Annotated in this window: 21 protein-coding genes and 2 pseudogenes; 18 read left to right on the forward strand and 5 right to left on the reverse strand. The window is 63.8% G+C overall.

Annotated features, from left to right (window positions below; all coding sequences use genetic code 11):
- Positions 1-57 precede the first annotated feature (57 nt).
- The 4 genes from modA (at position 58) to A9K66_RS10305 (ending at position 3,111) form a co-directional block, all read left to right on the forward strand.
- On the forward strand, positions 58-852 hold the full coding sequence (gene modA / locus A9K66_RS10290) for a molybdate ABC transporter substrate-binding protein (RefSeq protein WP_067323200.1): 795 nt from the start codon (positions 58-60) through the stop codon (positions 850-852).
- 19 nt (positions 853-871) lie between these two features.
- The gene (modB, locus tag A9K66_RS10295; protein WP_067323203.1) at positions 872-1,576 is read left to right on the forward strand and encodes a molybdate ABC transporter permease subunit; all 705 of its coding nucleotides are present in this window, start codon (positions 872-874) and stop codon (positions 1,574-1,576) included.
- Complete coding sequence (modC, locus tag A9K66_RS10300) at positions 1,573-2,685, forward strand: molybdenum ABC transporter ATP-binding protein (protein ID WP_067323206.1); 1,113 nt, start codon at positions 1,573-1,575, stop codon at positions 2,683-2,685. Before modB ends, modC begins: the two co-directional genes overlap by 4 nt.
- An 84-nt stretch (positions 2,686-2,769) precedes the next feature.
- Positions 2,770-3,111: a winged helix-turn-helix domain-containing protein gene (locus tag A9K66_RS10305; RefSeq protein ID WP_066990897.1), complete on the forward strand. Its 342-nt coding sequence runs from the start codon at positions 2,770-2,772 to the stop codon at positions 3,109-3,111.
- 17 nt (positions 3,112-3,128) lie between these two features.
- On the opposite strand, the gene cobF is transcribed toward A9K66_RS10305, so the two are convergent.
- Complete coding sequence (gene cobF / locus A9K66_RS10310; protein ID WP_067323209.1) at positions 3,129-3,902, reverse strand: precorrin-6A synthase (deacetylating); 774 nt, start codon at positions 3,900-3,902, stop codon at positions 3,129-3,131.
- Between the two features lie 177 nt (positions 3,903-4,079).
- On the opposite strand from cobF, the gene A9K66_RS10315 reads away from it, so the two are divergent.
- The 6 genes and pseudogenes from A9K66_RS10315 to A9K66_RS10340 all read left to right on the forward strand — a co-directional run bounded on the left by A9K66_RS10315 (position 4,080) and on the right by A9K66_RS10340 (position 9,764).
- Positions 4,080-5,093, forward strand: a complete 1,014-nt coding sequence (locus A9K66_RS10315; protein WP_067323348.1) for a DUF4424 domain-containing protein — start codon at positions 4,080-4,082, stop codon at positions 5,091-5,093.
- Positions 5,093-5,611 carry a dihydrofolate reductase gene (locus A9K66_RS10320; RefSeq protein ID WP_067323212.1) on the forward strand — a complete coding sequence of 173 codons (519 nt, stop codon included), beginning with the start codon at positions 5,093-5,095 and terminating at the stop codon, positions 5,609-5,611. Before A9K66_RS10315 ends, A9K66_RS10320 begins: the two co-directional genes overlap by 1 nt.
- 247 nt (positions 5,612-5,858) lie before the next feature.
- Entirely contained in the window at positions 5,859-6,956 is a 1,098-nt protein-coding gene (gene hflK / locus A9K66_RS10325; protein ID WP_066990906.1) for an FtsH protease activity modulator HflK, read from the forward strand.
- A complete protein-coding gene (locus A9K66_RS10330) occupies positions 6,956-7,918 on the forward strand; it encodes a protease modulator HflC (RefSeq protein ID WP_067323214.1) in 963 nt (320 codons plus the stop codon). The genes hflK and A9K66_RS10330 overlap by 1 nt, the downstream gene beginning before the upstream one ends.
- Before the next feature lie 6 nt (positions 7,919-7,924).
- Positions 7,925-8,109 (forward strand): annotated as a pseudogene (locus A9K66_RS10335) (DUF2065 family protein).
- 143 nt (positions 8,110-8,252) lie between these two features.
- A complete protein-coding gene (locus tag A9K66_RS10340; RefSeq protein WP_067323217.1) occupies positions 8,253-9,764 on the forward strand; it encodes a DegQ family serine endoprotease in 1,512 nt (503 codons plus the stop codon).
- Positions 9,765-9,805: 41 nt separating this feature from the next.
- Here A9K66_RS10340 and A9K66_RS10345 read toward each other — a convergent pair whose 3' ends face one another.
- Positions 9,806-10,378 (reverse strand): GNAT family N-acetyltransferase, encoded by a 573-nt coding sequence (locus A9K66_RS10345; RefSeq protein ID WP_067323220.1) that lies wholly within the window; start codon positions 10,376-10,378, stop codon positions 9,806-9,808.
- On the reverse strand, positions 10,375-11,262 hold the full coding sequence (gene serB, locus A9K66_RS10350) for a phosphoserine phosphatase SerB (RefSeq protein ID WP_082953817.1): 888 nt from the start codon (positions 11,260-11,262) through the stop codon (positions 10,375-10,377). The genes A9K66_RS10345 and serB overlap by 4 nt, the downstream gene beginning before the upstream one ends.
- Between serB and miaA the strand changes: the two genes are divergently transcribed.
- On the forward strand, positions 11,252-12,196 hold the full coding sequence (gene miaA / locus A9K66_RS10355) for a tRNA (adenosine(37)-N6)-dimethylallyltransferase MiaA (protein ID WP_067323353.1): 945 nt from the start codon (positions 11,252-11,254) through the stop codon (positions 12,194-12,196). The two genes, serB and miaA, sit on opposite strands and share 11 nt — an antisense overlap.
- Positions 12,197-12,318: 122 nt before the next feature.
- The gene (locus A9K66_RS10360) at positions 12,319-13,110 is read left to right on the forward strand and encodes a GGDEF domain-containing protein (protein WP_066990920.1); all 792 of its coding nucleotides are present in this window, start codon (positions 12,319-12,321) and stop codon (positions 13,108-13,110) included.
- 208 nt (positions 13,111-13,318) lie between these two features.
- On the opposite strand, the gene A9K66_RS10365 is transcribed toward A9K66_RS10360, so the two are convergent.
- On the reverse strand, positions 13,319-15,148 hold the full coding sequence (locus tag A9K66_RS10365; RefSeq protein ID WP_067323223.1) for an ATP-binding protein: 1,830 nt from the start codon (positions 15,146-15,148) through the stop codon (positions 13,319-13,321).
- Positions 15,149-15,300: 152 nt separating this feature from the next.
- Between A9K66_RS10365 and A9K66_RS10370 the strand changes: the two genes are divergently transcribed.
- The 3 genes from A9K66_RS10370 to A9K66_RS10380 are packed head-to-tail and all read left to right on the forward strand — an operon-like array spanning position 15,301 to position 16,757.
- Positions 15,301-15,867 carry an XRE family transcriptional regulator gene (locus A9K66_RS10370; RefSeq protein ID WP_067323226.1) on the forward strand — a complete coding sequence of 189 codons (567 nt, stop codon included), beginning with the start codon at positions 15,301-15,303 and terminating at the stop codon, positions 15,865-15,867.
- A 4-nt stretch (positions 15,868-15,871) separates the two neighbouring features.
- Positions 15,872-16,180, forward strand: coding sequence for a hypothetical protein (locus A9K66_RS10375; RefSeq protein WP_067323230.1), 309 nt, complete (start codon positions 15,872-15,874; stop codon positions 16,178-16,180).
- Between the two features lie 37 nt (positions 16,181-16,217).
- A complete protein-coding gene (locus A9K66_RS10380; RefSeq protein WP_067323233.1) occupies positions 16,218-16,757 on the forward strand; it encodes a GNAT family N-acetyltransferase in 540 nt (179 codons plus the stop codon).
- On the opposite strand, the pseudogene A9K66_RS10385 reads toward A9K66_RS10380, so the two are convergent.
- Positions 16,749-17,611: pseudogene (locus A9K66_RS10385) on the reverse strand (LysR family transcriptional regulator). The gene A9K66_RS10380 and the pseudogene A9K66_RS10385 sit on opposite strands and share 9 nt — an antisense overlap.
- Before the next feature lie 134 nt (positions 17,612-17,745).
- On the opposite strand from A9K66_RS10385, the gene A9K66_RS10390 reads away from it, so the two are divergent.
- From A9K66_RS10390 to A9K66_RS10400, 3 genes are all read left to right on the forward strand, one after another.
- Positions 17,746-18,897, forward strand: a complete 1,152-nt coding sequence (locus A9K66_RS10390; protein ID WP_067323356.1) for a gamma-butyrobetaine dioxygenase — start codon at positions 17,746-17,748, stop codon at positions 18,895-18,897.
- The gene (locus A9K66_RS10395) at positions 18,894-19,484 is read left to right on the forward strand and encodes an HD domain-containing protein (protein ID WP_067323236.1); all 591 of its coding nucleotides are present in this window, start codon (positions 18,894-18,896) and stop codon (positions 19,482-19,484) included. Before A9K66_RS10390 ends, A9K66_RS10395 begins: the two co-directional genes overlap by 4 nt.
- A 383-nt stretch (positions 19,485-19,867) precedes the next feature.
- The gene (locus tag A9K66_RS10400) at positions 19,868-21,649 is read left to right on the forward strand and encodes an acetolactate synthase 3 large subunit (protein WP_082953814.1); all 1,782 of its coding nucleotides are present in this window, start codon (positions 19,868-19,870) and stop codon (positions 21,647-21,649) included.
- The last annotated feature ends 71 nt before the right edge of the window (positions 21,650-21,720 follow it).

A 21,720-nucleotide genomic window follows, 5' to 3' on the forward strand; every position in this document is an offset into this window, starting at 1 on the left:
CGGATATATCGAATCAGGGCTCGAACCGAACGGATTTTCAGAAGAGGGCGAGGTTTCATGACGGGCAAGGGTTTTGGATTGAAGGCGATGGCCATTGGCGGACTGACGGCAGCGTTGATGGCGGCTGTGCCGGCAGCCCACGCCGACGACAAGGTGATCGTGTTCGCCGCGGCCAGCCTCAAGGACGCGCTCGATGTGGTCAACAAGGCCTGCGAGCCCGAGGTCGGCGAAGCGGCCACGATTTCCTATGCGGCAAGCTCGGCGCTGGCCAAGCAGATCGAGGGCGGCGCGCCAGCCGATGTCTTCGTCTCGGCAGACCTCGACTGGATGAAGTATCTGTCTGACAAGAAGCTGACCAGGCCCGACACCGAGGTGAAGCTGCTCGGCAACCAGATCGTGCTCGTGGCGCCGCAAGATTCCAAGGTCGAGGCGAAGGCCGAGAAGGGCTTCGATCTCGCCGGGCTCATCCGCGACGGTCGGCTCGCCATGGGGGATTTCAAGGCGGTGCCCGCCGGCAAATACGGCAAGGCGGCGCTGGAATGGCTGGGCGTCTGGTCCTCCGTCGAAGGCAAGGTCGCACAGGCCGAGAATGTCCGCGCCGCGCTCAAGCTGGTGTCGACGGGCGAGGCCGCGCTCGGCATCGTCTACGCCACCGACGCCCATGCCGAAAAGGGCGTCAAGGTCGTCGGCACCTTCCCCGAGGATTCGCACCCGCCGATCATCTACCCGATTGCCCAGACCGCGGATTCGAAGGACAAGGATACGGCTGCCTTCCTGAAATGCGTCGAGTCAGCCAAGGCCGCCGCGCTCTTCAAGGAACAGGGTTTTACGGTGCTCGCGCCGAGCAACTGAGAAAGACCTAACACCGCAAATGAACTGGCTGCTGGACCTCACTCCCGACGAATGGAATGCGGTCCGGCTGTCGATCAAGGTGGCGACTGTGGCGATGATCGCCAGCCTGCCGCCCGGCATCCTGATCGCGCTGGTCCTGGCCCGGGGGCGGTTCTGGGGCAAGACCTTGCTCAACGGGCTGGTGCATTTGCCGTTGATCCTGCCGCCGGTGGTGACCGGTTATCTGCTGCTGCTCACCTTCGGCCGGCGCGGGCCCGCCGGCGCCTTCCTCGCCGAGCATTTCGGCATCGTTTTTTCCTTCCGCTGGACGGGGGCAGCACTTGCCTGCGGGGTGATGGGGTTTCCGCTGATGGTGCGGGCGATCCGGCTGTCGATCGAGGCGGTCGACCGCAAGATGGAGGCGGCCGCCGGCACGCTCGGCGCCAACCCGATCTGGGTGTTTGCCACAATCACGCTGCCGCTGATCCTGCCCGGCCTGATCGCCGGCGCGATCCTGTCCTTCGCCAAGGCGATGGGCGAGTTCGGCGCGACCATTACTTTCGTCTCCAACATCCCCAACGAGACGCAGACGCTGCCCTCGGCGATCTACACCTTCACGCAGGTGCCGGGCGGCGATCCCGGAGCGCTGCGCCTGACGCTGATTTCGATCGTCATCTCGATGGTGGCGCTGGTGGCCTCCGAGGTTCTGGCGCGCCGGATCGGCCAGCGGATGGACATCGAATGACGCTCTCGGTGGACGTCAGTCATCGTCTCGGCGATTTCGCCATCGAGGCGAGTTTCGAAAGCGCCGGCCGGCTGACGGCGCTGTTCGGGCCTTCGGGCTCGGGCAAGTCGACGCTGATCAATGTGATCGCCGGGCTGATCCGGCCGCGGAAAGGGCGGATCGCGGTGGACGGGCGCGTGCTGGTCGACACCGCCGCCGGCATCTTCGTGCCGATGCACAAGCGACGGATCGGCATGGTGTTCCAGGATGCGCGGCTCTTCCCGCATTTGAGCGTCGCCGGCAATCTGCGCTATGGCCGCTGGTTCACGCCGGTTGCCGAGCGCTACGCCAGTATGGATGCGGTGGTCGAACTTCTTGGCATCGGTCCCCTGCTCGACCGGCGGCCGGCGAAATTGTCGGGTGGTGAAAAGCAGCGCGTGGCGATCGGCCGCGCGCTCCTTGCCAGCCCGAAACTGCTTTTGATGGACGAGCCTCTCGCCTCGCTCGACGAGGCGCGAAAGGCCGAAATCCTGCCCTATATCGAGCGGCTGCGCGATGAGACGAAGATCCCGATCGCCTATGTCAGCCATTCCGTCGCCGAGGTGGCGCGGCTGGCGACCGACGTGGCGGTGCTGTCCCAAGGCAAGATCGCGGCTTTCGGCCCGACCGAGGCGATCATGCAGCGGCTCGACCTCTTGCCGGCGGAGGAGCGCGGCGAGGGCGGCGCGGTGCTCGACACCAGGGTTTTGCGTCACGACGAGGCTTTCGGCATGACTGTGCTCGGCTCGCCGGCCGGCGAGATCCGCGTGCCACGCGTTTCACGCCCGGCGGGAGCTCTGGTGCGGCTCCGCATCCGCGCCCGCGATGTCATGATCGCGACCGAACAGCCGTCGGGTCTTAGCGCGCTCAACATACTGCCGGGCAAAATCGCCGCAGTCAGGCCGGGCGTCGGGCCTACGGTGGAGATCGCCATCGACTGCAACGGAGCAACGGTGCTGGCGCGCGTCACCAAACAGTCGAAGCAGAGCCTTCGGCTCGCGCTCGGCCGCGAGGTCTTCGCGGTGATCAAGACGGTGAGCTTTGACAGCGCGACGACAGGTGCTGGGCTGCCGGTGGAGGCCGATGGTTGACGAAGGGCAATATCGCTATGTTGGTTTGGAATAGCGATGTGGCGGCGGAGAGGGTAATCTCGACATGATCGCAGAGGACAAAGGATGCCATCGCTGAGCCTGCGGATAAATCTCGACCCTGACGGACGAATTGGTCCGGGCAAGATCGAATTGTTGGAGCAGATCGCCGCTTTCGGCTCGATTTCGGCCGCGGCGCGCGGCATGGAGATGTCCTACAAGCATGCCTGGGACCTGGTCGAGGACATGAACCGGGTGTTCGGCAAGCCGCTGGTGGCGGCGCAGACCGGCGGCCGAAAAGGCGGCGGCGCGCAATTGACCGCCGTGGGTCTCGCCGTCGTCAGCCGTTTCAGAGCGATCGAGCGCGCGGCGGCTTCAGCGGCGGCCGTCCATATGCAGGCGTTGCAGGCCGAGATCGACGCCGGTTGATTGGGCCTGTAAGGGGCCTATTCCTCCGGCTCCCCGGGCTTGCGGAGCAAATAGGTGTCCATGATCCAGCCCTTTTTGCGCCGAGCTTCCTCTCGGACCTTCTCGATTTCGGCGCCGACATCGCCGAGGCGGCCGGAAAGGATGATCTCGTCCGCCGTGCCGAGATAAGCGCCCCACTGAATGAAAACATCTTGATCGACCAGTGTGTTGAAGGCGCACTTGCCGTCCAGCATGACAACGGTGCTTCCGGCATTCGCGGGCAGGCCTTCCTCAGTCAGCCGGCGGCCGGTGGTGACCAGGATCGAATCGCCGATGCGGTTGAGCGCGGTCGCGTGGACGGCGGCAAGCGCCTGGATCGCGGTGATGCCCGGAATGACCTCGAGCTCGAAACCGACATTGCCCCTCAGGCGCACGCGCTCCAGTATGCGCAGCGCGCTGTCGTAGAGCGAGGGGTCGCCCCAAATCAGGAACGCGCCGCAGCCGTCCTCGGCAAGCTCGTCGCGGATCAGCCCTTCATAGATTTCGGCGATCGCCTCGTGCCAGTCGTCGACGGTCACGCGATAGGACGACGTCGGCTCGGCCCGAACCGGGACGTCGAATTCGACGCGGCGCGACTTCGGGTTTGTGACGAAGCGGTCGCAGATCTGCCGGCGGAGTTCCGCGAGGTCGTTCTTTCTGGCGCCTTTGTCGGGAACGAACAGCACGTCGGCCCGGTTCAGGCCGTTGATGGCCTGTACGGTCATGTGGTCGGGATTGCCGGCCCCGATGCCGATGACGAGAAGCTTGCGCATAGGCGTCCTCCTGCCCGATCGGGCGGCCGGTGTCCAGACGGGGGCAGGCAGGCATGCGGGAACGCAAAACTTCCACCGATTGGCAGAAACGTTGAACGCCTCTAGCTACTTCTCCTGGAATTGCTCTAGATGGAAGCGCATCCGCATGATCCCGGTCATGCCGTCGAGAGGGGAGCCATGTTACGCACTATCCTGACCGCAGCGCTGGCATTCTCGGTTGCACCTGCCTTCGCCAACGATTCCGTTGCCGAGCTTGGCACCGGCGGGCTGATCCTGTCGCGCAGCGATGCGGTTGCCATGGAAAGCGAGGATCTCTTCATCTCGCCGGAAAAAGTGACCGTCGACTACGTTTTCCGCAACAATACCGACAAGGACGTCAGCGCGATCGTCGCCTTCCCGATGCCGGACATCGAAGGCGACCCGAACGAGATGCCGGCGATCCCGGAAGCGCAGAGCGACAATTTCCTCGGCTTCGAGGTGACGATCGACGGCGTCGACGCCAACCCGCAGCTCGAACAAAAGGCGTTCGCGCTGGGCATCGACATCACCGCGGAACTCCAGGCGCACGACGTGCCGCTCTATCCGTTCGGCGACGCCGCCAAGGCGGCGCTGGCAAAGCTGCCCAAGGATGTCGCGGAGGATTGGGAAGATCGCGGCATCATCATCGAAGACACCGCCGACAACAGTTCGGGCATGCAAACTGCCTACGCGCCGTTCTGGCAATTGCGCTCGACCTATTGGTGGCGCTCCACCTTCCCGGCCAACAAGCAAGTCCATGTCTCGCACCGCTACAAGCCGAGCGTCGGCGGCACGTCATCGGTCAGCTTCTATTACGACGGCAAGTTCCAGGGGCAGTACGACACTTACAAGACCCGCTACTGCATGGACGGCGGGTTCGAGAACGCTGTGCGCAAGGCGGCGAAGGAAAATCCCGACGGCTATCCCAAATATTTCGAGAGCCGCATCGCATATATCCTGACCACCGGCGGCAACTGGGCGTCCGGTAGTATCGGCAATTTCAAGCTCACCATCGACAAGGGCAGCCCAAAGAATCTGGTCTCCTTCTGCGGCGACAATGTCCGCAAGGTCGGTCCGACGACGTTCGAGATGACGGCCAAGGATTTTTATCCGGAGCACGATATCGGCATCTTGCTGCTTGAGCCGTCGGACAATAGTGGGAACGGCGGCTGATGGACATCGCGATCTACGTCGCCATTGCCGAGAACGGCGTGATCGGACGCGAAGGCGGGCTGCCGTGGCGGCTTTCCAGCGACCTGAAACGCTTCAAGGCCGACACGATGGGCAAGCCGATCATCATGGGCCGCAAGACCTATGAGGGCATCGGCCGGCCCCTGCCCGGCAGGCTGAACATCGTGGTGACGCGAGCCAGAGACTGGCGATCCGAGGGCACCGAAGTCGCCCATTCGCTCGACGATGCCATCACGCTGGCCAAGGTGCGCGGCCGCTGCACGGCAGGTGCCGAGGAGATCTGCGTCGTCGGCGGCGGCGAGATCTATGCCCAGGCCCTGCCGCTGGCCGATCGTCTCCACGTCACCCATGTGCTGGCCGCGGTCGATGGCGACGCCCATTTTCCGCCGATCGACCCCGCGATCTGGCGGATCGTCCGATCCGAGGATTTTCCGGCGGGCGAAAAGGACAGCCACGCGACACGCTATACCGTTTACGAGCGCCGCGGCGACGGTCACTGACGAGGACAAAGGGTCGCTGACGGCTCAAATCGCAGGCGCGCGTAGCGGATCGCGTTGAAAGCGCGTCACGGCGTCCCTATAGAAGAACGAGGGTTACAGCGCCACGCTTCCAACCGGACGCGCAAGAAGGTCGCCGTAAAACTTTGATTTGGCGCATGATTCCTTTCGGAAAACCGATATCGGTTTTCGGGGTCATGCGCTAGGATCGCGCCGCAAGGCCTGAGGGAACCGAAGCGAAAGGACATTCATGCCCTGGAACGACAAGAGCGGTGGCGGCGGCCCATGGGGCGGCGGCGGCAATCAGGGGCCCTGGGGACAGGGACCGAAAGGCCCGAGCGGCCCGCCCGGGTCGCCTCCCGATCTCGAGGACATCATCCGCCGCGGCCAGGACAGGCTGCGGCGCGCTCTTCCGGGAGGCGGCGGCGCCAGCCCGGCCGTCCTCGGGCTGATCGCGCTCGCGCTTGTCGTGCTTTGGGCTTTCAAGGCCATCTATACCGTGCAGCCTGACGAGGTCGCGGTCGAATTGCGCTTCGGCAAGCCGAAGGCCGAGCTCTCGCAGCCAGGCCTGCATTTCCACTGGTGGCCGATCGAAACGGTCGAAACGGCAAAGATTTCCGAGCAGCTCGTCAGCATCGGCGGCGGGGCGAGCAGCGGCTCCGGGCTGATGCTCTCCGGCGACCAGAACATCGTCAATGTGCAGTTCTCGGTCGCCTACCAGGTTTCCGATCCAAGGGCCTATCTTTTCGACGTCTCAGATCCCGACGGCATGCTGACGCAGGTGGCCGAAAGCGCCATGCGCGAGGTCGTCGGCCGGCGCCCCGCGCAGGATATTTTCCGCGACGATCGCCAGGGTATTGCCACATCGGTGCGTGAGATCATCCAAAACACGCTCGACGGTTACAAGACGGGTCTGCAAGTCAACGCAATCTCCATCGAGGACGCCGCCCCGCCGCGCGAGGTCGCCGATGCTTTCGACGAGGTGCAGCGCGCCGAGCAGGACGAGGACAAGTTCGTCGAGCAGGCCAATCAATATTCCAACCAGAAGCTCGGCCAGGCGCGCGGCGAGGCGGCCCAGATCCGCGAAGATGCCGCCGCCTACAAGAACCGGGTCGTGCAGGAAGCCGAAGGTGAGGCGCAGCGCTTCATCTCCGTTTACAACGAATACGCCAAGGCGCCCGACGTGACGCGCAAGCGCCTTTACCTGGAAACAATGGAGAGGATCCTGAAGGACTCGAACAAGGTCGTCGTCGAGCAGGGCAACGGGCAGGGTGTGCTTCCTTACCTGCCGCTGCCGGCACTGCAGCCCAAGGCGCCGCCCGCGCCTGCGCTGGGAGGTAACCAGTGATGGCCAACCGTCTTCCCATCATCGCGGTCATCGCGGCCGTCCTTCTGTTTCTGCTCTATTCGTCGGTGTTCGTCGTCAAGGCGGGCGAGCAGGCAATCGTGCTGAGGTTCGGCGAGATCATCGACGTCAAGACCGAGCCGGGCATCTATTTCAAGGCGCCATTCGCCTTCTTCGATGCCGACAGCGTTCAGACGATCGAGAAAAAAGTGATGCGCTTCGACCTCGACAATATCCGCGTTCAGGTCTCCGGCGGCAAGTTCTACGAGGTCGACGCCTTCATCGCCTACCGCATTTCGGATCCGCGCACGTTCCGCGCGGCGGTATCGGGGCAGGTGGAACTCGCCGAAGCCCGGCTGAAGACGCGGCTCGATGCGGCGCTGCGCCGCGTCTATGGTCTGCGCGATTTCGAGGCGGCACTTTCCGAAGAACGCGGCGTCATGATGCGCGAGGTGCGTGACCAACTGCGTCCGGACGCGACGTCGCTCGGCCTCGACATCGAAGATGTGCGCATCCGCCGGACGGATCTGACCGCCGAAGTATCGCAGCAGACCTACGATCGCATGAAAGCCGAACGCTTGGCGGAAGCCGAGCGGCTGAGAGCTCGCGGCAACGAGGCGGCGCAGCGTATCAAAGCCAGGGCCGACCGCGAGGTCGTCGAGATCATCGCCGAGGCGCAGAAGGAATCGGAGATCCTGCGCGGCGAGGGCGAGGCGCAGCGCAGCGCCACCTTTGCTGAAGCCTATAAGCGGGACCCGAGCTTCTTCGATTTCTATCGCTCGATGAATGCTTACGGCACGGCCTTGGACAGCACCGGAACCACCATGGTGCTGTCGCCCGACTCCGAGTTCTTCCGTTTCTTCCGCGATCCGGAAAGCAAGCCCGAGCCCGGACAGCCGGCGGCATCGCAGCCCGCGCCCGCGACGCCGGCAGCCCCGGCCACGCAACCCGGCAGCGCCCAGTAGCGGACGGTGCAGGATTTCCTCGCGGCCATCGGCCTGGTCCTCGTCATCGAGGGCCTGGTCTATGGCGGGTTTCCGGCTCTGGCCAGGAAACTGGCGGCGAAGTGCTGTCGTTGCCGGAGAATGTGCTGCGGATCGCCGGATTGGCTGCAATCGCCCTCGGCGTCGCCATCGTCTGGCTGGTTCGCGGCTGATGAAATTCCTTGGTGCCGAGGCGATTGACGATTTATCTTCCGCCGATAGCTATAGCCGCAAACGTGCCTTATTTCTTGCCAACATGAATTGACGGGCGCCTTTGCGGAAGCGCCTTTCTTTTTCAAAACGCCGGGAGGCCACGATGATATCCGACACCCTGTTGCGCGCGGCGCGGCGCAGGTTTTTCGCCGGCGCCACCGCATTCGTCGTCGGCATAGTTGCCGTCCCGTCCTTCGTCACGCCCACGATCGCCTCCGACGCGCCGCCTTCCGTCGCCGACCTCGCCGAACGCCTGCTCGGCGCGGTGGTCAACATCTCGACCTCGCAAACCGTCAAAGGCACGGAAGGCCCCGGTGCGGTGCCGATGCCACAGCTTCCGGAAGGCTCGCCCTTCCAGGACTTTTTCGATGACTTCTTCAAGAACCGCGGCGGCGACAAGGGCGGCGGGCAGAAGGTGCAGTCGCTTGGCTCCGGCTTCGTCATCGATGCCGAGCAGGGCATCGTGGTGACCAACAATCACGTCATCGCCGATGCCGACGACATCGAGGTCAATTTCTCCGACGGCGTGACGCTGAAGGCGACGCTTGTCGGCACTGATACAAAGACCGACGTCGCGTTGCTGAAGGTCGATCCGAAGGGCCACAAATTAACGGCGGTGAAGTTCGGCGATTCCACCAAGATGCGCGTCGGCGACTGGGTGATGGCGATCGGCAATCCGTTCGGTCTTGGCGGCACGGTCACGGTCGGCATCGTCTCGGCGCGCAACCGCGACATCAATTCCGGCCCCTATGACGACTTCATCCAGACCGACGCCGCCATCAATCGCGGCAATTCCGGCGGTCCGCTGTTCAACAGCAGTGGCGAGGTCATCGGCATCAACACGGCGATCATCTCGCCGTCCGGCGGCTCGATCGGCATCGGCTTTTCCATTCCCTCGCAACTCGCCGCGGGCGTCGTAGATCAGCTTCGCCAGTTCGGCGAAACGCGGCGCGGCTGGCTTGGCGTGCGCATCCAGCCGGTAACGGACGACATCGCCGAAAGCCTCGGCATGGCGACGGCCAAGGGCGCGCTGGTGGCCGGCGTCATCAAGGGCGGACCGGTCGACAACGGCACGGTTCAAGCCGGCGACGTCATCATCAAATTCGACGGCAAGGACATCCACGAAATGCGCGACCTGCCGCGCGTCGTCGCCGAAAGCCCGGTCGGCAAGGCCGTCGACGTCGTCATCGTGCGCAAGGGCGTCGAGCAGACAGTGAAGGTGACGCTCGGCCGGCTCGAGGACGGCGAGAAGCTGGCCAGCGGCGAGAACGGCAGTACCGGCGAGGACAAGGGCGACAAGGCGGCTCCTGTGTCGACGGCTTCGGTGCTCGGCATGACCGTTGGCGAGCTCAACGAGCAGACCAGACAGAAGTTCGGCATCGCGGCCGATGTGTCGGGCGTGGTCATCACCGACGTCGCCAAGGATTCGGCCGCCGCCGAACGCGGCATCCAGCCCGGCGAGGTGATCACCGAGATCGCGCAGGAATCGGTCGGCACGCCAAAGGATGTCATGGACCGGATCGGGGCGCTGAAAGAGCAGGGCCGCAAGAACGCGCTGCTGATGCTCGCCTCGAAATCCGGCGAGTTGCGCTTCGTGACGATCCGGATGGACTGATTCCGGAGAGCCCGAACGGGTTGATTTGCAAGAATGGGCGGCTAGCGGGCCGCCCTTTTTCGCGCCTGCCAGTCGTCGCGCGACAGCCGGTACAGCGCATGCCGCTTAAGATGAGGGTGGCTGTCCGGCACGGCGGGATGGTCGAAATCGGCGCCCGGGTCGGCGCGCATGCCGAGCCGCTTCATGACGGCGATCGAACGATGGTTTTCCACGACGGCAAAGGAGACGATTTCGTCCAGCTCCAGCGTTTCGAAACCGAAGGAGAGCCAGGCTTCGGATGCCTCGGTGACATAGCCCTTGCGCCAGTATTCCGGTGCCAGCCGCCAGCCGATCTCGATCGTGCCGGCCGGCAGGGAAGGCACATGATCGGTTTGGAGGAGGCCGACGAAGCCGATGCACTCGCCGGTGGCGGCAATCTCGGCGGCGGCGAAACCGTAGCCATCCTCATCGATCCAGGCGCGGAGCTCGTCCATCTTTGCGTCCGCCGCGGCCCGGTCGCGGCGGAACGGAAAAAATTCCATCACGCGCTCGTCCGAGTTGATGCGATGGAAGAGCGCGCGGTCGCGCTGTTCCCAATTGCGCAAGATGAGGCGCTCGGTGCGGATCGGCTTCATTGCACGAACTCGTCCTGGCGATAGCCCTGGAGGTAGAGCAGCGCCGTCAGATCGCCGTGGTCGATGCGGATCCTTGCCTGCTCAGCCACCGCCGGCTTGGCGTGAAGAGCGACGCCAGTGCCGGCCAGGCGGATCATGTCGAGGTCATTGGCGCCGTCGCCCACGGCAACGGCATCCTGCGTCGTCACGCCCAGCCTTGCCGCGATGTCGAGCAGCGCCTCGGCCTTGGCGGCGCGGCCGAGAATAGGCGCGGCCACCGTGCCGGTGAATCTGCCGCCGTCCTCGATCAGCCGGTTGGCGCGGTTTTCCTGGAAGCCCAGCATTGCGGCGATGCGGTTGGTGAAGACGTCGAAGCCGCCTGAGACCAGCGCCGTCCAGGCGCCGTTGGCACGCATGGTCTGCACCAGCGCGCGGCCGCCGGCGGCCAGCGTCAGCCGGTTGGCGAGGATGCGCTCGACCACCGCCGTGTCGAGGCCCTTCAGCAAGGCGACGCGTTCGCGCAAGGCCGGCTCGAATGCGATCTCGCCATTCATCGATCGCGCGGTGATCGCAGCGACACGGTCTTTGACGCCGATCTCGTCAGCAAGCTCGTCGATGCATTCCTGATTGATCATGGTCGAATCCATATCGGCAAGCAGGATCCTCTTCCTCCTGCCTTCAGCCGGCTGGACGATGATGTCGACCGGCTCGGAGGCCAATGCCGCGCGCAGATTGGCCGTCAATTCGCCGATGTCGGGAGTCTCCGGCAAAACCAGATCGCAGGCGACATCCTCGGCCAGCCAATGAACGGCGCTTGCGCCTGCCGCTCGCGAGGCGATATTCGCAAGCGGGACCGACACTCGGCGGTCTTTGGGATTGGACACAAGCGTGGCGATCAGAGGCATCGAAAATTCCGGCAGGCAGGCGGGCAAAGGCCGCGTGAAAAACGCCATCCTGATAGCGGGGCCGACCGCCAGCGGCAAGTCGGCGCTGGCGCTGGACATCGCCGAGCGCAAGGGCGGCGTGATCGTCAACACCGATTCCATGCAGGGCTATTCGGTTCTGGACGTGCTGACGGCGCGTCCGAGCGCGGCCGAAACGGCGCGCGTGCCGCATTATCTGTACGGTCACGTGCATCCTTCGACAGCCTACTCGACCGGCGCCTGGCTGCGCGACGTCACCGGGCTGATCGCGGAAGGTATTTTCTCCGGCCGGCCGGCTGTCTTCGTCGGCGGCACCGGGCTCTATTTCCGAGCTTTAGCCGAAGGCATCTCGGACATGCCCGACATTCCGCCTTCGGTGCGTGAGCGCTGGCGCTACGAACTCAAGGAACAAGGGGCAGAACGGCTGCACCGTGTACTGATGCATCAGGATTCGGCTGTCGCCATGCAGCTCCGGCCGACCGATGGCCAGCGCATTGTGCGGGCACTGGAGGTGCTCGACGCGTCGGGACGGTCGATCCTTGAATGGCAAGCGGCACGCGGCCAGCCGCTCATCGACCGCGACAGCGCACGCTTCCTGGTGATCGAGCCGGATCGCGGCGAACTGGTGGCGCGTATCCGGGCGCGTTTCGATCAAATGCTCGACAAGGGCGCGCTCGACGAGGTCAGGCAGTTGATGGCACTCGACCTCGATCCGAACCTGCCGGCGATGAAGGCGATCGGCGTGCGCGAGCTGCAGGCCGCGATGGCCGGACACATGGGCTTTCCCCAAGCGATTGAGCGAGCCAAGATCGCGACGCGCCAATATGCCAAGCGGCAGACGACCTGGTTCAAACACCAACTGGGGCCGGAGTGGCAAAGGTTACGCCCGGGCGAGAAATGGTCAATCGCGGACTGATAGAATGCGATTTGATCAGGGCTTGGAATTGTGAGCGCAGCTTCCCGTCACGGTTGTCCGGGTTAACCGTCCGTAAGGCCTGGCATGCCATAACGGCGACGGTCGCAGTACCGCGGGGCGTTATGCGTTTTCACAAGGCGGAATCGGCGTTTTTCGTCTTTATCTTCGTGATCCTGGCCGCCGGCCTGGTGACCTTTCACGCCTATGGCCAATTGCAGGATATCGCGACCGCTCTCGACACCGCATCGCGTCTCGACAGAATCGCCTATCTCAACAAATTGCTGTTCGTGACCGGTGCGCTGCTGGCTGCTGCCTTGTTCTTTGGAACCTTCTTCATCTACCCGCTGATCCGCGGCCAGGTGAGGGAAGAGGGCAAGTTGCGCGCCATGACGGTGTCGCTGAGCGCCCGTTCGCAAACGCTCGAGCACGCAGCGCTCACCGACGGCCTGACCGGAATGCAGAACCGCCGCTACTTCGATGACGCGTTGCGGGAATATCTCGACGAGTTCGGCCGCATCGACAAGCCGGTGGGCCTGATGATCCTCGATCTCGATCATTTCAAGCAGGTCAACGACACGCATGGCCACGATGTCGGCGACGAGGTTCTGCGGTCCGTCGCGCAGTGCGTACGGGGCATGACCCGCTATCACGATGTGGTGGCGAGGCTGGGCGGCGAGGAGTTCGCCGTGGTCACGCCCAACATGGATGCGGAACTGCTCGCGCGGTTCGCCGAGCGCATCCGCAAGGCGATCGCCAACCTGTCGATCATGTCGGGCAATGTGCGGCTGAAGGTCACCACCAGCGTCGGCCTCGCCGTCTGGGACCGCAAGGAGAGTGCCGAGGACTTCTATCGCCGCGCCGACCGGCAGCTCTACGAGGCGAAGAAGCAGGGCCGCAACCGCGTCTGCGCCTGAAATTCCATGATCAAATTCTTGACGCTCGCCGCCTGGAGCCGTGTTCTGCGCTTCTACCGCGCCGCGCGTCTCCTATGATCCTTTCCGAAAAGCGTTCTCGATTTTCGGGGTCATGCGCGTGCTCACGGACTATATGTCCGCTCCGGTTCTCGAAAGCGACTTCAGTCGACTCAGCCCGGGACTCAGTCGGCGCGAAGATGCAGAACGATTAGTCGTTCTGCTGGCGCATGCCGAAGGTCGAGGGCCTCAGGCCGTAACGCATGTCGAAATCGTCGTCCGGTTGCACGCGCGGCGCCGATGGCTTGCGGTAGTCGGGGTCGCCAGCCTGGCGCCCGGTATCGACGGCTTCGGCGAACGCTATCGACTGCTGCGGTTTCGGCACGTTGCGCAGACGCTCGACAATTCCGGCGAGATCGACATCGTCGCCGGAATCCGCGGGCAAGGCCTGCTCCCGCTTCGCTGTGCCGGGAATGAATTCCTGGGACAGTTTCTCGAATTTGAGCCGCATGGTCGTCGCCACGCCTTCGCCGAAGGCAATGGCTTCGCGCTGGCCCATGGAGGACAGGAACGCCAACGTCGAGGCCGAGGAATCGGCGATCGCCGAGCGGATGATGGCCTGGTCCTGCTCGTTGGCGAGCCGCATGGCGAAGAAGGTCGAGCATTGCGACAGGATGGTCGGATCGAGCTCGCCTGGACGCTGGGTCACAACGCCGAGATAGCAGCCATATTTGCGGCCTTCCTTGGCGATGCGCGACAAAGCGTGCCTGGTCGGCGCGAAGCCGAGGCGCGGATCGGCAGGCATGTAGCGGTGCGCTTCCTCGCAAAGCAGGAGCAGCCGCAGCCGGCCCTCGCTCCAGAGCGCAAGGTCGAAGGCGAGGCGCGCCAGCACCGAGCAGACCGAATTGACGACTTCGGACGGCATGCCCGCCATCTCGAAGCAGGTCACCGGACGTCCATGGTTCGGCACGCGGAAGATATTGCCGATCGTCTCGTGGATGGTGTCCTCGATCAGCCGCGAATTGAACATGAAACGGTAGCGCGGGTCGGAAGCGGCCGATTCGATGCGCGTCCTCAGCGACTTCAGGGTCGGCCGATCGTTCTTGCTTTCGAGCAGACCCATGCGCTCGTCGATCTGCTTGAGCAGATCGGCGATGCGGTAAGGCACCGGCGTGTCCGCCGTCAGCGCATCGCTGCCGCGCCTGATATACGAGCCGGAGCTCGGGTTGCGATAGAGGTTCTTGGCGGCCGGGATGAGGTCGCGCAGGACGTCGACTTCCTCCGGAACGGTCTCGCGACCGCGAAACAGAACTTCGGCGAATTCTTCCAGTCTGAACATCCAGAACGGCAGGTCGAGCGTCTTGGAATCAACCTTCACGCAGTATTCCGGAAGCGAGGCGGCAAACTCGTTGTGCGGGTCGAGGATCAGCACGCGCAGATCGGGCCGCGCCTCGATCGATTTGCGCAACAGCAGCGAGACAGCCGTGGATTTGCCGACGCCGGTCGTGCCGACAATGGCGAAATGGCGCGCCAGCGTGTCGTCGACAGCGATGTTGGCGGCGATCGCCTCGTCCTGGGACAGTGTGCCGATGGTGATCGAATGGCGGCTGGCGAGATCGTAGACGGCCTGCAGGTCGCGGCTGCGGATACGGTGGGCAACCGCGCCGATATGCGGATAGGTGGTGATGCCGCGGTCGAAGACCGGTTTGGCGCCGGGCTCGGTGCCGTCGCGCACCTCGCCGATCAGCTCGATGCTGACCTCGATTGCGTTCTGGCCCTCATTGCTCCAGGCGCGGTCAGACTTGCCGATCGCATAGACAAGGCCAACGGTTCGCGTCGCGCCAAGGTTGATGGAAATCATCTTGCCGACGGTCCACAGGCCGGTCACCGTGCCTTCGGCATCTTCGGCATAGGCGCTGATGGTAGCGCGCGCACCGTCGCATTGCACGACGTTGCCCAGGATGCGCTTGTCGCTCTGCTGGGCGTCGCGGCGCTCCTGCGAGGTCGGCTCCCCAATGGAGGCTTCGCGTTCAACAAACATCGGTTACCTGTCCCATTCCCCTCGGGGTCAAAGCTATCCCAATCGGGGTTAAAGCCGCGTGAGGTCGGATGGTGTAGGTCCCGTTAAACCACTCGCGAAAATGCGATCGACCAGCCTCTTCCTTCATCTCGGAATTTCGATATATTGGATGAATGACTGATATATCGAACGACATCACGTCCACGATCGGCAGGCGGATACGCTCCGAGCGTGATTTGCGGGGATGGTCGCTGGCCGAGTTGGCCGAGCGTTCCGACGTTTCCAAGGCGATGCTGAGCGCCATGGAGCGCGGCATGACAAGTCCGACCGCGGCGCTCCTCGTGCGCATCGCGTCGGCTTTCGGCATGACGCTCTCGACGCTGATTGCCCGCGCCGAAATGCAGGGCGGCAGCGTGTCCCGCAAGGACGAGCAGCCGGTCTGGCAGGATCCGGCGACCGGCTATGTGCGACGCCATCTGTCGCCTGCAACGCAAATGCCGCTCGAGCTGATCCGGGTCAGCCTGCCGGCAGGCGCCAAGGTCGATTTCCCGGCAGCGTCCTATGCCTTCATCAAGCAGCAGATCTGGCTGATCGGCGGCCGCCTGGACTTCACCGAAGGCAATGTCGTGCACAGGCTGGAGCCGGGCGACTGCCTGGCGCTCGGAGCCCCGTCGGACTGCACCTTCCACGCTCCGGGACCGGAAGCCGCCGAGTATCTGGTGGCGCTGGTCCGGGGCTGATCGCATGGCACGCCGGCCTGAACGGTCCCACAATGGCAGGCCGCCTCTCGACGACTACGAAGGTCCGCCCTGGGGCAAGGGCGACCCCTACATCTTTCTTGCCTGGCGCACCGCCCACGACAAAGCCTGGAAGGCGCCGAGCCATGCCGTCATGCTGATGCGGCTGGAAAAGGCCGAGCGGCTTGGGCTCAGCTATGAGGAATACACGCTCGAGATCCTGGAGCGCGGGCGGCACCTCAGCGAGGACGATGCCGAGCGGATCGCGGAAATCCGAAGGGCGCGCCGCCGAAGTCGGAGCAGTCATTTCGCATGACCGCGGCCCGACACCTTATCACCTGGAGACCCCCGACATGAATCCCCTTGAAATCAGGGCGTTGAACGACGACGCAAAAACCAGCGGGATGCTCGCCGACCTGCTGATCGAGACAGTCGCTGCCGGCGGATCGGTAAGCTTCATGCATCCCTTGTCTCCCGATGCGGCCCATGAGTTCTGGCGCAAATCGCTCGCTGCCGCGGCGCGCGGGGAACGGGCGGTGCTGGGCGCATGGGATGGCAAGACGCTTGCCGGCACCGTCTCACTGCTTCTCGACTGCCCGCCCAACCAACCGCACCGCGCCGAGATTGCCAAGCTGATGACCCGCCTCGACTATCGCGGCAAAGGTATTGCCACCGGCCTGATGCGGGCCGCCGAGGAACTGGCGGTCAAGAAAGGGCGCACCCTGCTGGTGTTGGACACAGCAAGCGAAGAGGGGGCCGGCGGCCTTTACGAAAAACTCGACTTCTCGCTGACCGGCGAGATTCCGGACTATGCGCTAAAACCCCATGGTGGGCTCACCGGCACGCTCATCTATTGGAAGCGGATAGGGGAGCCAGCCCGGGCGCTATGCTGAAATGCTGGCGAGACGCGACAAAAGCCAGCGGCGAAAATCCTGTTCGGCGCCGGACAGCCGCGATGACGATGGCCATGTCAGGAAGTGACCCGATGGGCTCGAGAGCTCGAAATCGGAAAGCCTGACAAGGAGATTGTCCTTTAGCGCGGCCTCGATGAGCGGCCGCGAGCCCAGCAGCGCTCCGGCGCCGGACTTCGCCGCCTCCGATCGCGGCGACAAAACTGTCGAAGCGATGCGAGCGTTGGGAGTGGCCGGCAAGGCCGGAGGCTGCGAACCACTCCGCCCACATCTCGCGCGCGCCCGCCACCAACAGCAGCGGCAGCGATGTCCATTCGGCATTTCCGGCCAAGATCGGCGCAGCGACCGGAACGAGCCGCTCGACCGTCAGCCGGTCGGCGACGCGCCCGGAAAATGAACCGTTGCCGAAGCGGATGTCGAGCGTCGAGCCTGCCTCGTCGTAGTCCGTCGGTCGATGGATGGTCACCAGATCGAGCCTGATCCACGGCAGCGCCTTTGCGAGATCGGGAAGAGCCGGGACCAGCACCAGCAGCGCGAAAGAAATCGGAACGCGAATGGTGACGGTTTGCAAAACGCGTGGCTCGAACAAACTCGCGCGTGCTGCTGCCGATGATCGCGAATGCCGACTGGATATGGGGAAGATAGGCGGCGCCCTCCGGCGACAACGCCACGCCGCGTGCCAGCCGCGCGAACAGTCGCGTCTTGAGACGCTCTTCCAGAAAGCGGATGTGCTGGCTGACGGCGGCTTGCGTGAGCCCGAGCTCGGCGGCCGCGGCGGTGAAATTCGACAGGCGCGCAGCCGCTTCGAAACTGCGTAGCCAGTCGAGCGGAGGCATGGGATCGGCAGCTTTTCCAGTCATTAGGTTTTTGGCGGCATTGGCTGAAAAACAATAATTTGAATTATGCCTTTGGCAAAGACAGCATGCAATCGGTACCGCGGCGCCGGCCCGAAGACGGGAGTTTCAGAAACGTGCTGACGAGAGCAAACCTTGGCGACGAAGGGCGAACGATCGCGCTTGGCTGGGACGATGGGACACGCAGCCGATTCCATGCCATGTGGCTGCGCGACAACGCACTGGACGACAGGACCCGCAGCGCCGGTAACGGCCAGCGGCTGGTCACCATTTTGGACATTCCGGGCGAGACACGGATCGGAGAGGCCTCGATCAAGGGCGAGGCGCTGGTGGTCACGTTCGTGCCTGAAGACAAGACCGTCAGCTTTCCCGCAAGCTGGCTTCGCGCCCATACTTACGACCGCGAAGAAAATCGGCAGCCCGGCTGGACCGGCAGCGACATTCGGCGGTGGACCAAGGCGACGATGCAGAGTTCGGTGCCGCGCGCGGCCTATAGTGAGGCGCGGCACGACAGGAATGTTCTGCGGCAATGGCTGACGGCGGTACGGAGCTTTGGCTTTGCCGTCATGGACGGTCTGCCGGCCGAATCCGGGGCATTATGCAATGTGGCCGATCTCTTCGGATATATCAGGGAGACCAATTACGGGCGCTGGTTCGAGGTGCGCGCCGAGGTCAATCCGAACAATCTTGCCTACACCAACCTTGGCCTGCAGGCGCATACCGACAATCCCTACCGCGACCCGGTGCCGACGCTGCAGATCCTGGCCTGCATCGAGAATACGGTGGAAGGCGGCGAATCCAGCGTCGTCGACGGATTCGCGGTGGCGGCCGCGCTGCAGGCGGAGAGTTCGAACGGCTTCCGGTTGCTTTCCTCCTATCCGGCGCGCTTCGAATATGCCGGCTCATCGGGCGTGCGGCTGCAGTCCAAGCGCCCGATGATCGAGCTCGGACCGGATGGCGAGCTCATCTGCGTGCGCTTCAACAACCGCTCGCTGGCGCCGACCATCGACGTGCCGTTCGCCGAAATGAACGCATATTACGCCGCCTATCGCCGGTTCGCCGAACTGATCGAGGATCCGGCCTTCGAGGTGACCTTCAAACTCGAGGCGGGCCAGTCGTTCATCGTTGACAACACGCGCGTCATGCATGCGCGCAAGGCCTTTTCCGGCAGCGGCAAGCGCTGGCTGCAGGGCTGCTACGCCGACAAGGACGGCCTGCTGTCGACGCTGGCGGCAATCGAACACGATGTCAGAGAGGCGGCCGAATGAAATCGAATGAACTGAACACCGGCAACATCGTCGAGTTCATCGCCGAAATTTTCGAGCGTCGCGGCGCGGAATCCTATCTCGGCGAGCCGGTCACCATGTCCGAGCATATGCTGCAGGGCGCGTGGCTAGCCGAGCAGGATGGCGCGCCGGAGGAGCTTGTGGCTGCGGCGCTGCTGCACGACATCGGCCACTACACCAGCGAGTTCGGCACCTATTCGCCCGACGACGTCGAGGACAAGCACCACGACGAGGCGGGTGGCGAGGTGCTGGCGCCGTTCTTTCCGCCGGTCATCGTCGAATGCGTCAGGCTGCATGTTGCGGCCAAGCGTTATCTCTGCGCCACCGATCCGAGCTATTTCGGCAAGCTGTCGCCGGCCTCGGTCCATACGCTGTCGCTGCAGGGCGGGCCGATGAGCGCGGAGGAGGTGGCGGAGTTCCGCAGCAATCCATTCCATCAGGAAGCCGTACGTGTGCGCATCTGGGACGAGGGTGGCAAGGTCGCCAACATGAAAACGCGCGCCTTTCGCGACTACGTGCCGCTGCTGGAGCGGGTGGTGAAAAAGTTCGCGGCCCAAAGCGCGACGTGATCACCGGCGCCGCCCCACCCGGCACACTTGCCTACAATAGTGCGCCGTTTCTCGGCAACATCATGCGTCTCGACATACCCGGCAAAATGCGTTGGCGGCAACCAGGCAAGGGCTGTGGTGCTGGCGGCCTGAACAATCCGCGCCGCTGAACAATGGGACCGACAGATTGCCCGTTGACAGCGGCGCGGAACCGACCTTATTGTCCGCGCCCATGAAAACAGCACTCATTCTCGTAGGCTGGCGCGTGGGCAAGGCGGTGTAACCGCCGGGCGAAAACCTCCCATGCGCATCCCACAGGCTCCCTCGGGGGCCTTTTTTATTGCCCAAAACCCAACTAAACGACCAGCAAATCGCCAGATGGCGAACAGTACGGGACCAGACCGATGAGCAACGGACATAACGAGCGGCGCGAAATGACGGGCGCCGAAATGGTGGTGCAGGCGCTGAAGGACAACGGCGTCAAGCATGTCTTCGGCTATCCGGGCGGCGCGGTCCTTCCGATCTATGACGAGATCTTCCAGCAGGATGAGGTCGAGCACATTCTGGTCAGGCACGAGCAGGGTGCCGGCCATGCCGCCGAAGGTTATGCGCGTTCGACCGGCAAGGCCGGCGTGCTGCTGGTCACGTCCGGCCCCGGGGCCACCAATGCGGTGACGCCGCTGCAGGACGCGCTGATGGATTCCATTCCGCTGGTCTGTCTCACCGGTCAGGTGCCGACTTCGCTGATCGGCTCCGACGCCTTCCAGGAATGCGACACCGTCGGCATCACGCGCCCCTGCACCAAGCACAATTGGCTGGTGAAAGACGTCAACGAGCTCGCCGCCACCATCCATGAAGCCTTCCATGTCGCGACCACCGGGCGGCCGGGCCCGGTCGTGGTCGACATTCCGAAGGATGTGCAGTTCGCCAAGGGCATCTACGTGCCGCCGCAAACGGCGCCGCGCACCAGCTATCAGCCGAAGGTCCAGGGCGATTTGGAGAAGGTGAAGGCCGCCGTCGAATTGATGGCCGGCGCGAAGAGGCCGATCATCTACAGCGGCGGCGGCGTCATCAATTCAGGTCCGGAAGCCAGCCATCTGCTGCGCGAGCTGGTCGACCTCACCGGCTTCCCGATCACCTCGACGCTGATGGGCCTCGGTGCCTATCCGGCTTCGGGCAAGAACTGGATCGGCATGCTCGGCATGCATGGCACCTACGAAGCCAACATGGCCATGCATGATTGCGACGTGATGATCTGCATCGGCGCGCGCTTCGACGACCGCATCACCGGCCGGCTGACCGCGTTCTCGCCGAACTCGAAGAAGATCCATATCGACATCGATCCGTCCTCGATCAACAAGAATGTCCATGCCGACGTGCCGATCCTGGGCGATGTCGGCCGCGTGCTGGAGGATCTGGTGCGGCTGTGGCGGGCGACTGCCAAGGCCGACAAGAAGGCGCTCTATCCATGGTGGGAGCAGATCGCGAAATGGCGCGCGCGGGACTCGCTCGCCTATAGGATGAACAACGACGTGATCATGCCGCAATACGCGATCCAGCGGCTCTATGCGCTGACCAAGGATATGGACACCTACATCACCACCGAAGTCGGCCAGCACCAGATGTGGGCGGCGCAGCACTATCACTTCGACAAGCCTAACCGCTGGATGACCTCGGGCGGCCTGGGCACGATGGGATATGGCCTGCCGGCGGCGCTCGGCGTGCAGATCGCACATCCGAATGCGCTGGTCATCGACATCGCCGGCGACGCTTCGGTGCAGATGACGATGCAGGAGATGAGCTCGGCCGTGCAGTACGAAGCGCCGATCAAGATCTTCATCCTGAACAACCAGTATATGGGCATGGTGCGCCAGTGGCAGCAGCTGCTGCACGGCAACCGGCTGTCGCATTCCTACACCGAGGCGATGCCGGATTTCGTCAAGCTGGCGGACGCCTATGGCGGCCATGGCATACGCTGCGACAAGCCGGACGAGCTGGACGACGCGATCCGCGAGATGATCTCGGTGAAGAAGCCGGTGCTGTTCGACTGCCGCGTGGCGACTCTCGCCAACTGCTTCCCGATGATCCCGTCCGGCAAGGCGCATAACGAAATGCTCCTGCCTGACGAGGCGACCGACGAGGCGGTGGCCAACGCCATCGACGCAAAGGGCAGGGAACTGGTGTAGCGGCAGGCAGCGTCTGCGGCGGAAAGCCGTGTGGAAACATAGAATTAGCGCCAAAGTTTGAAATCGAGATT

The organism is Mesorhizobium sp. AA23 (genome assembly GCF_001672435.1).
GTDB lineage: Bacteria > Pseudomonadota > Alphaproteobacteria > Rhizobiales > Rhizobiaceae > Mesorhizobium.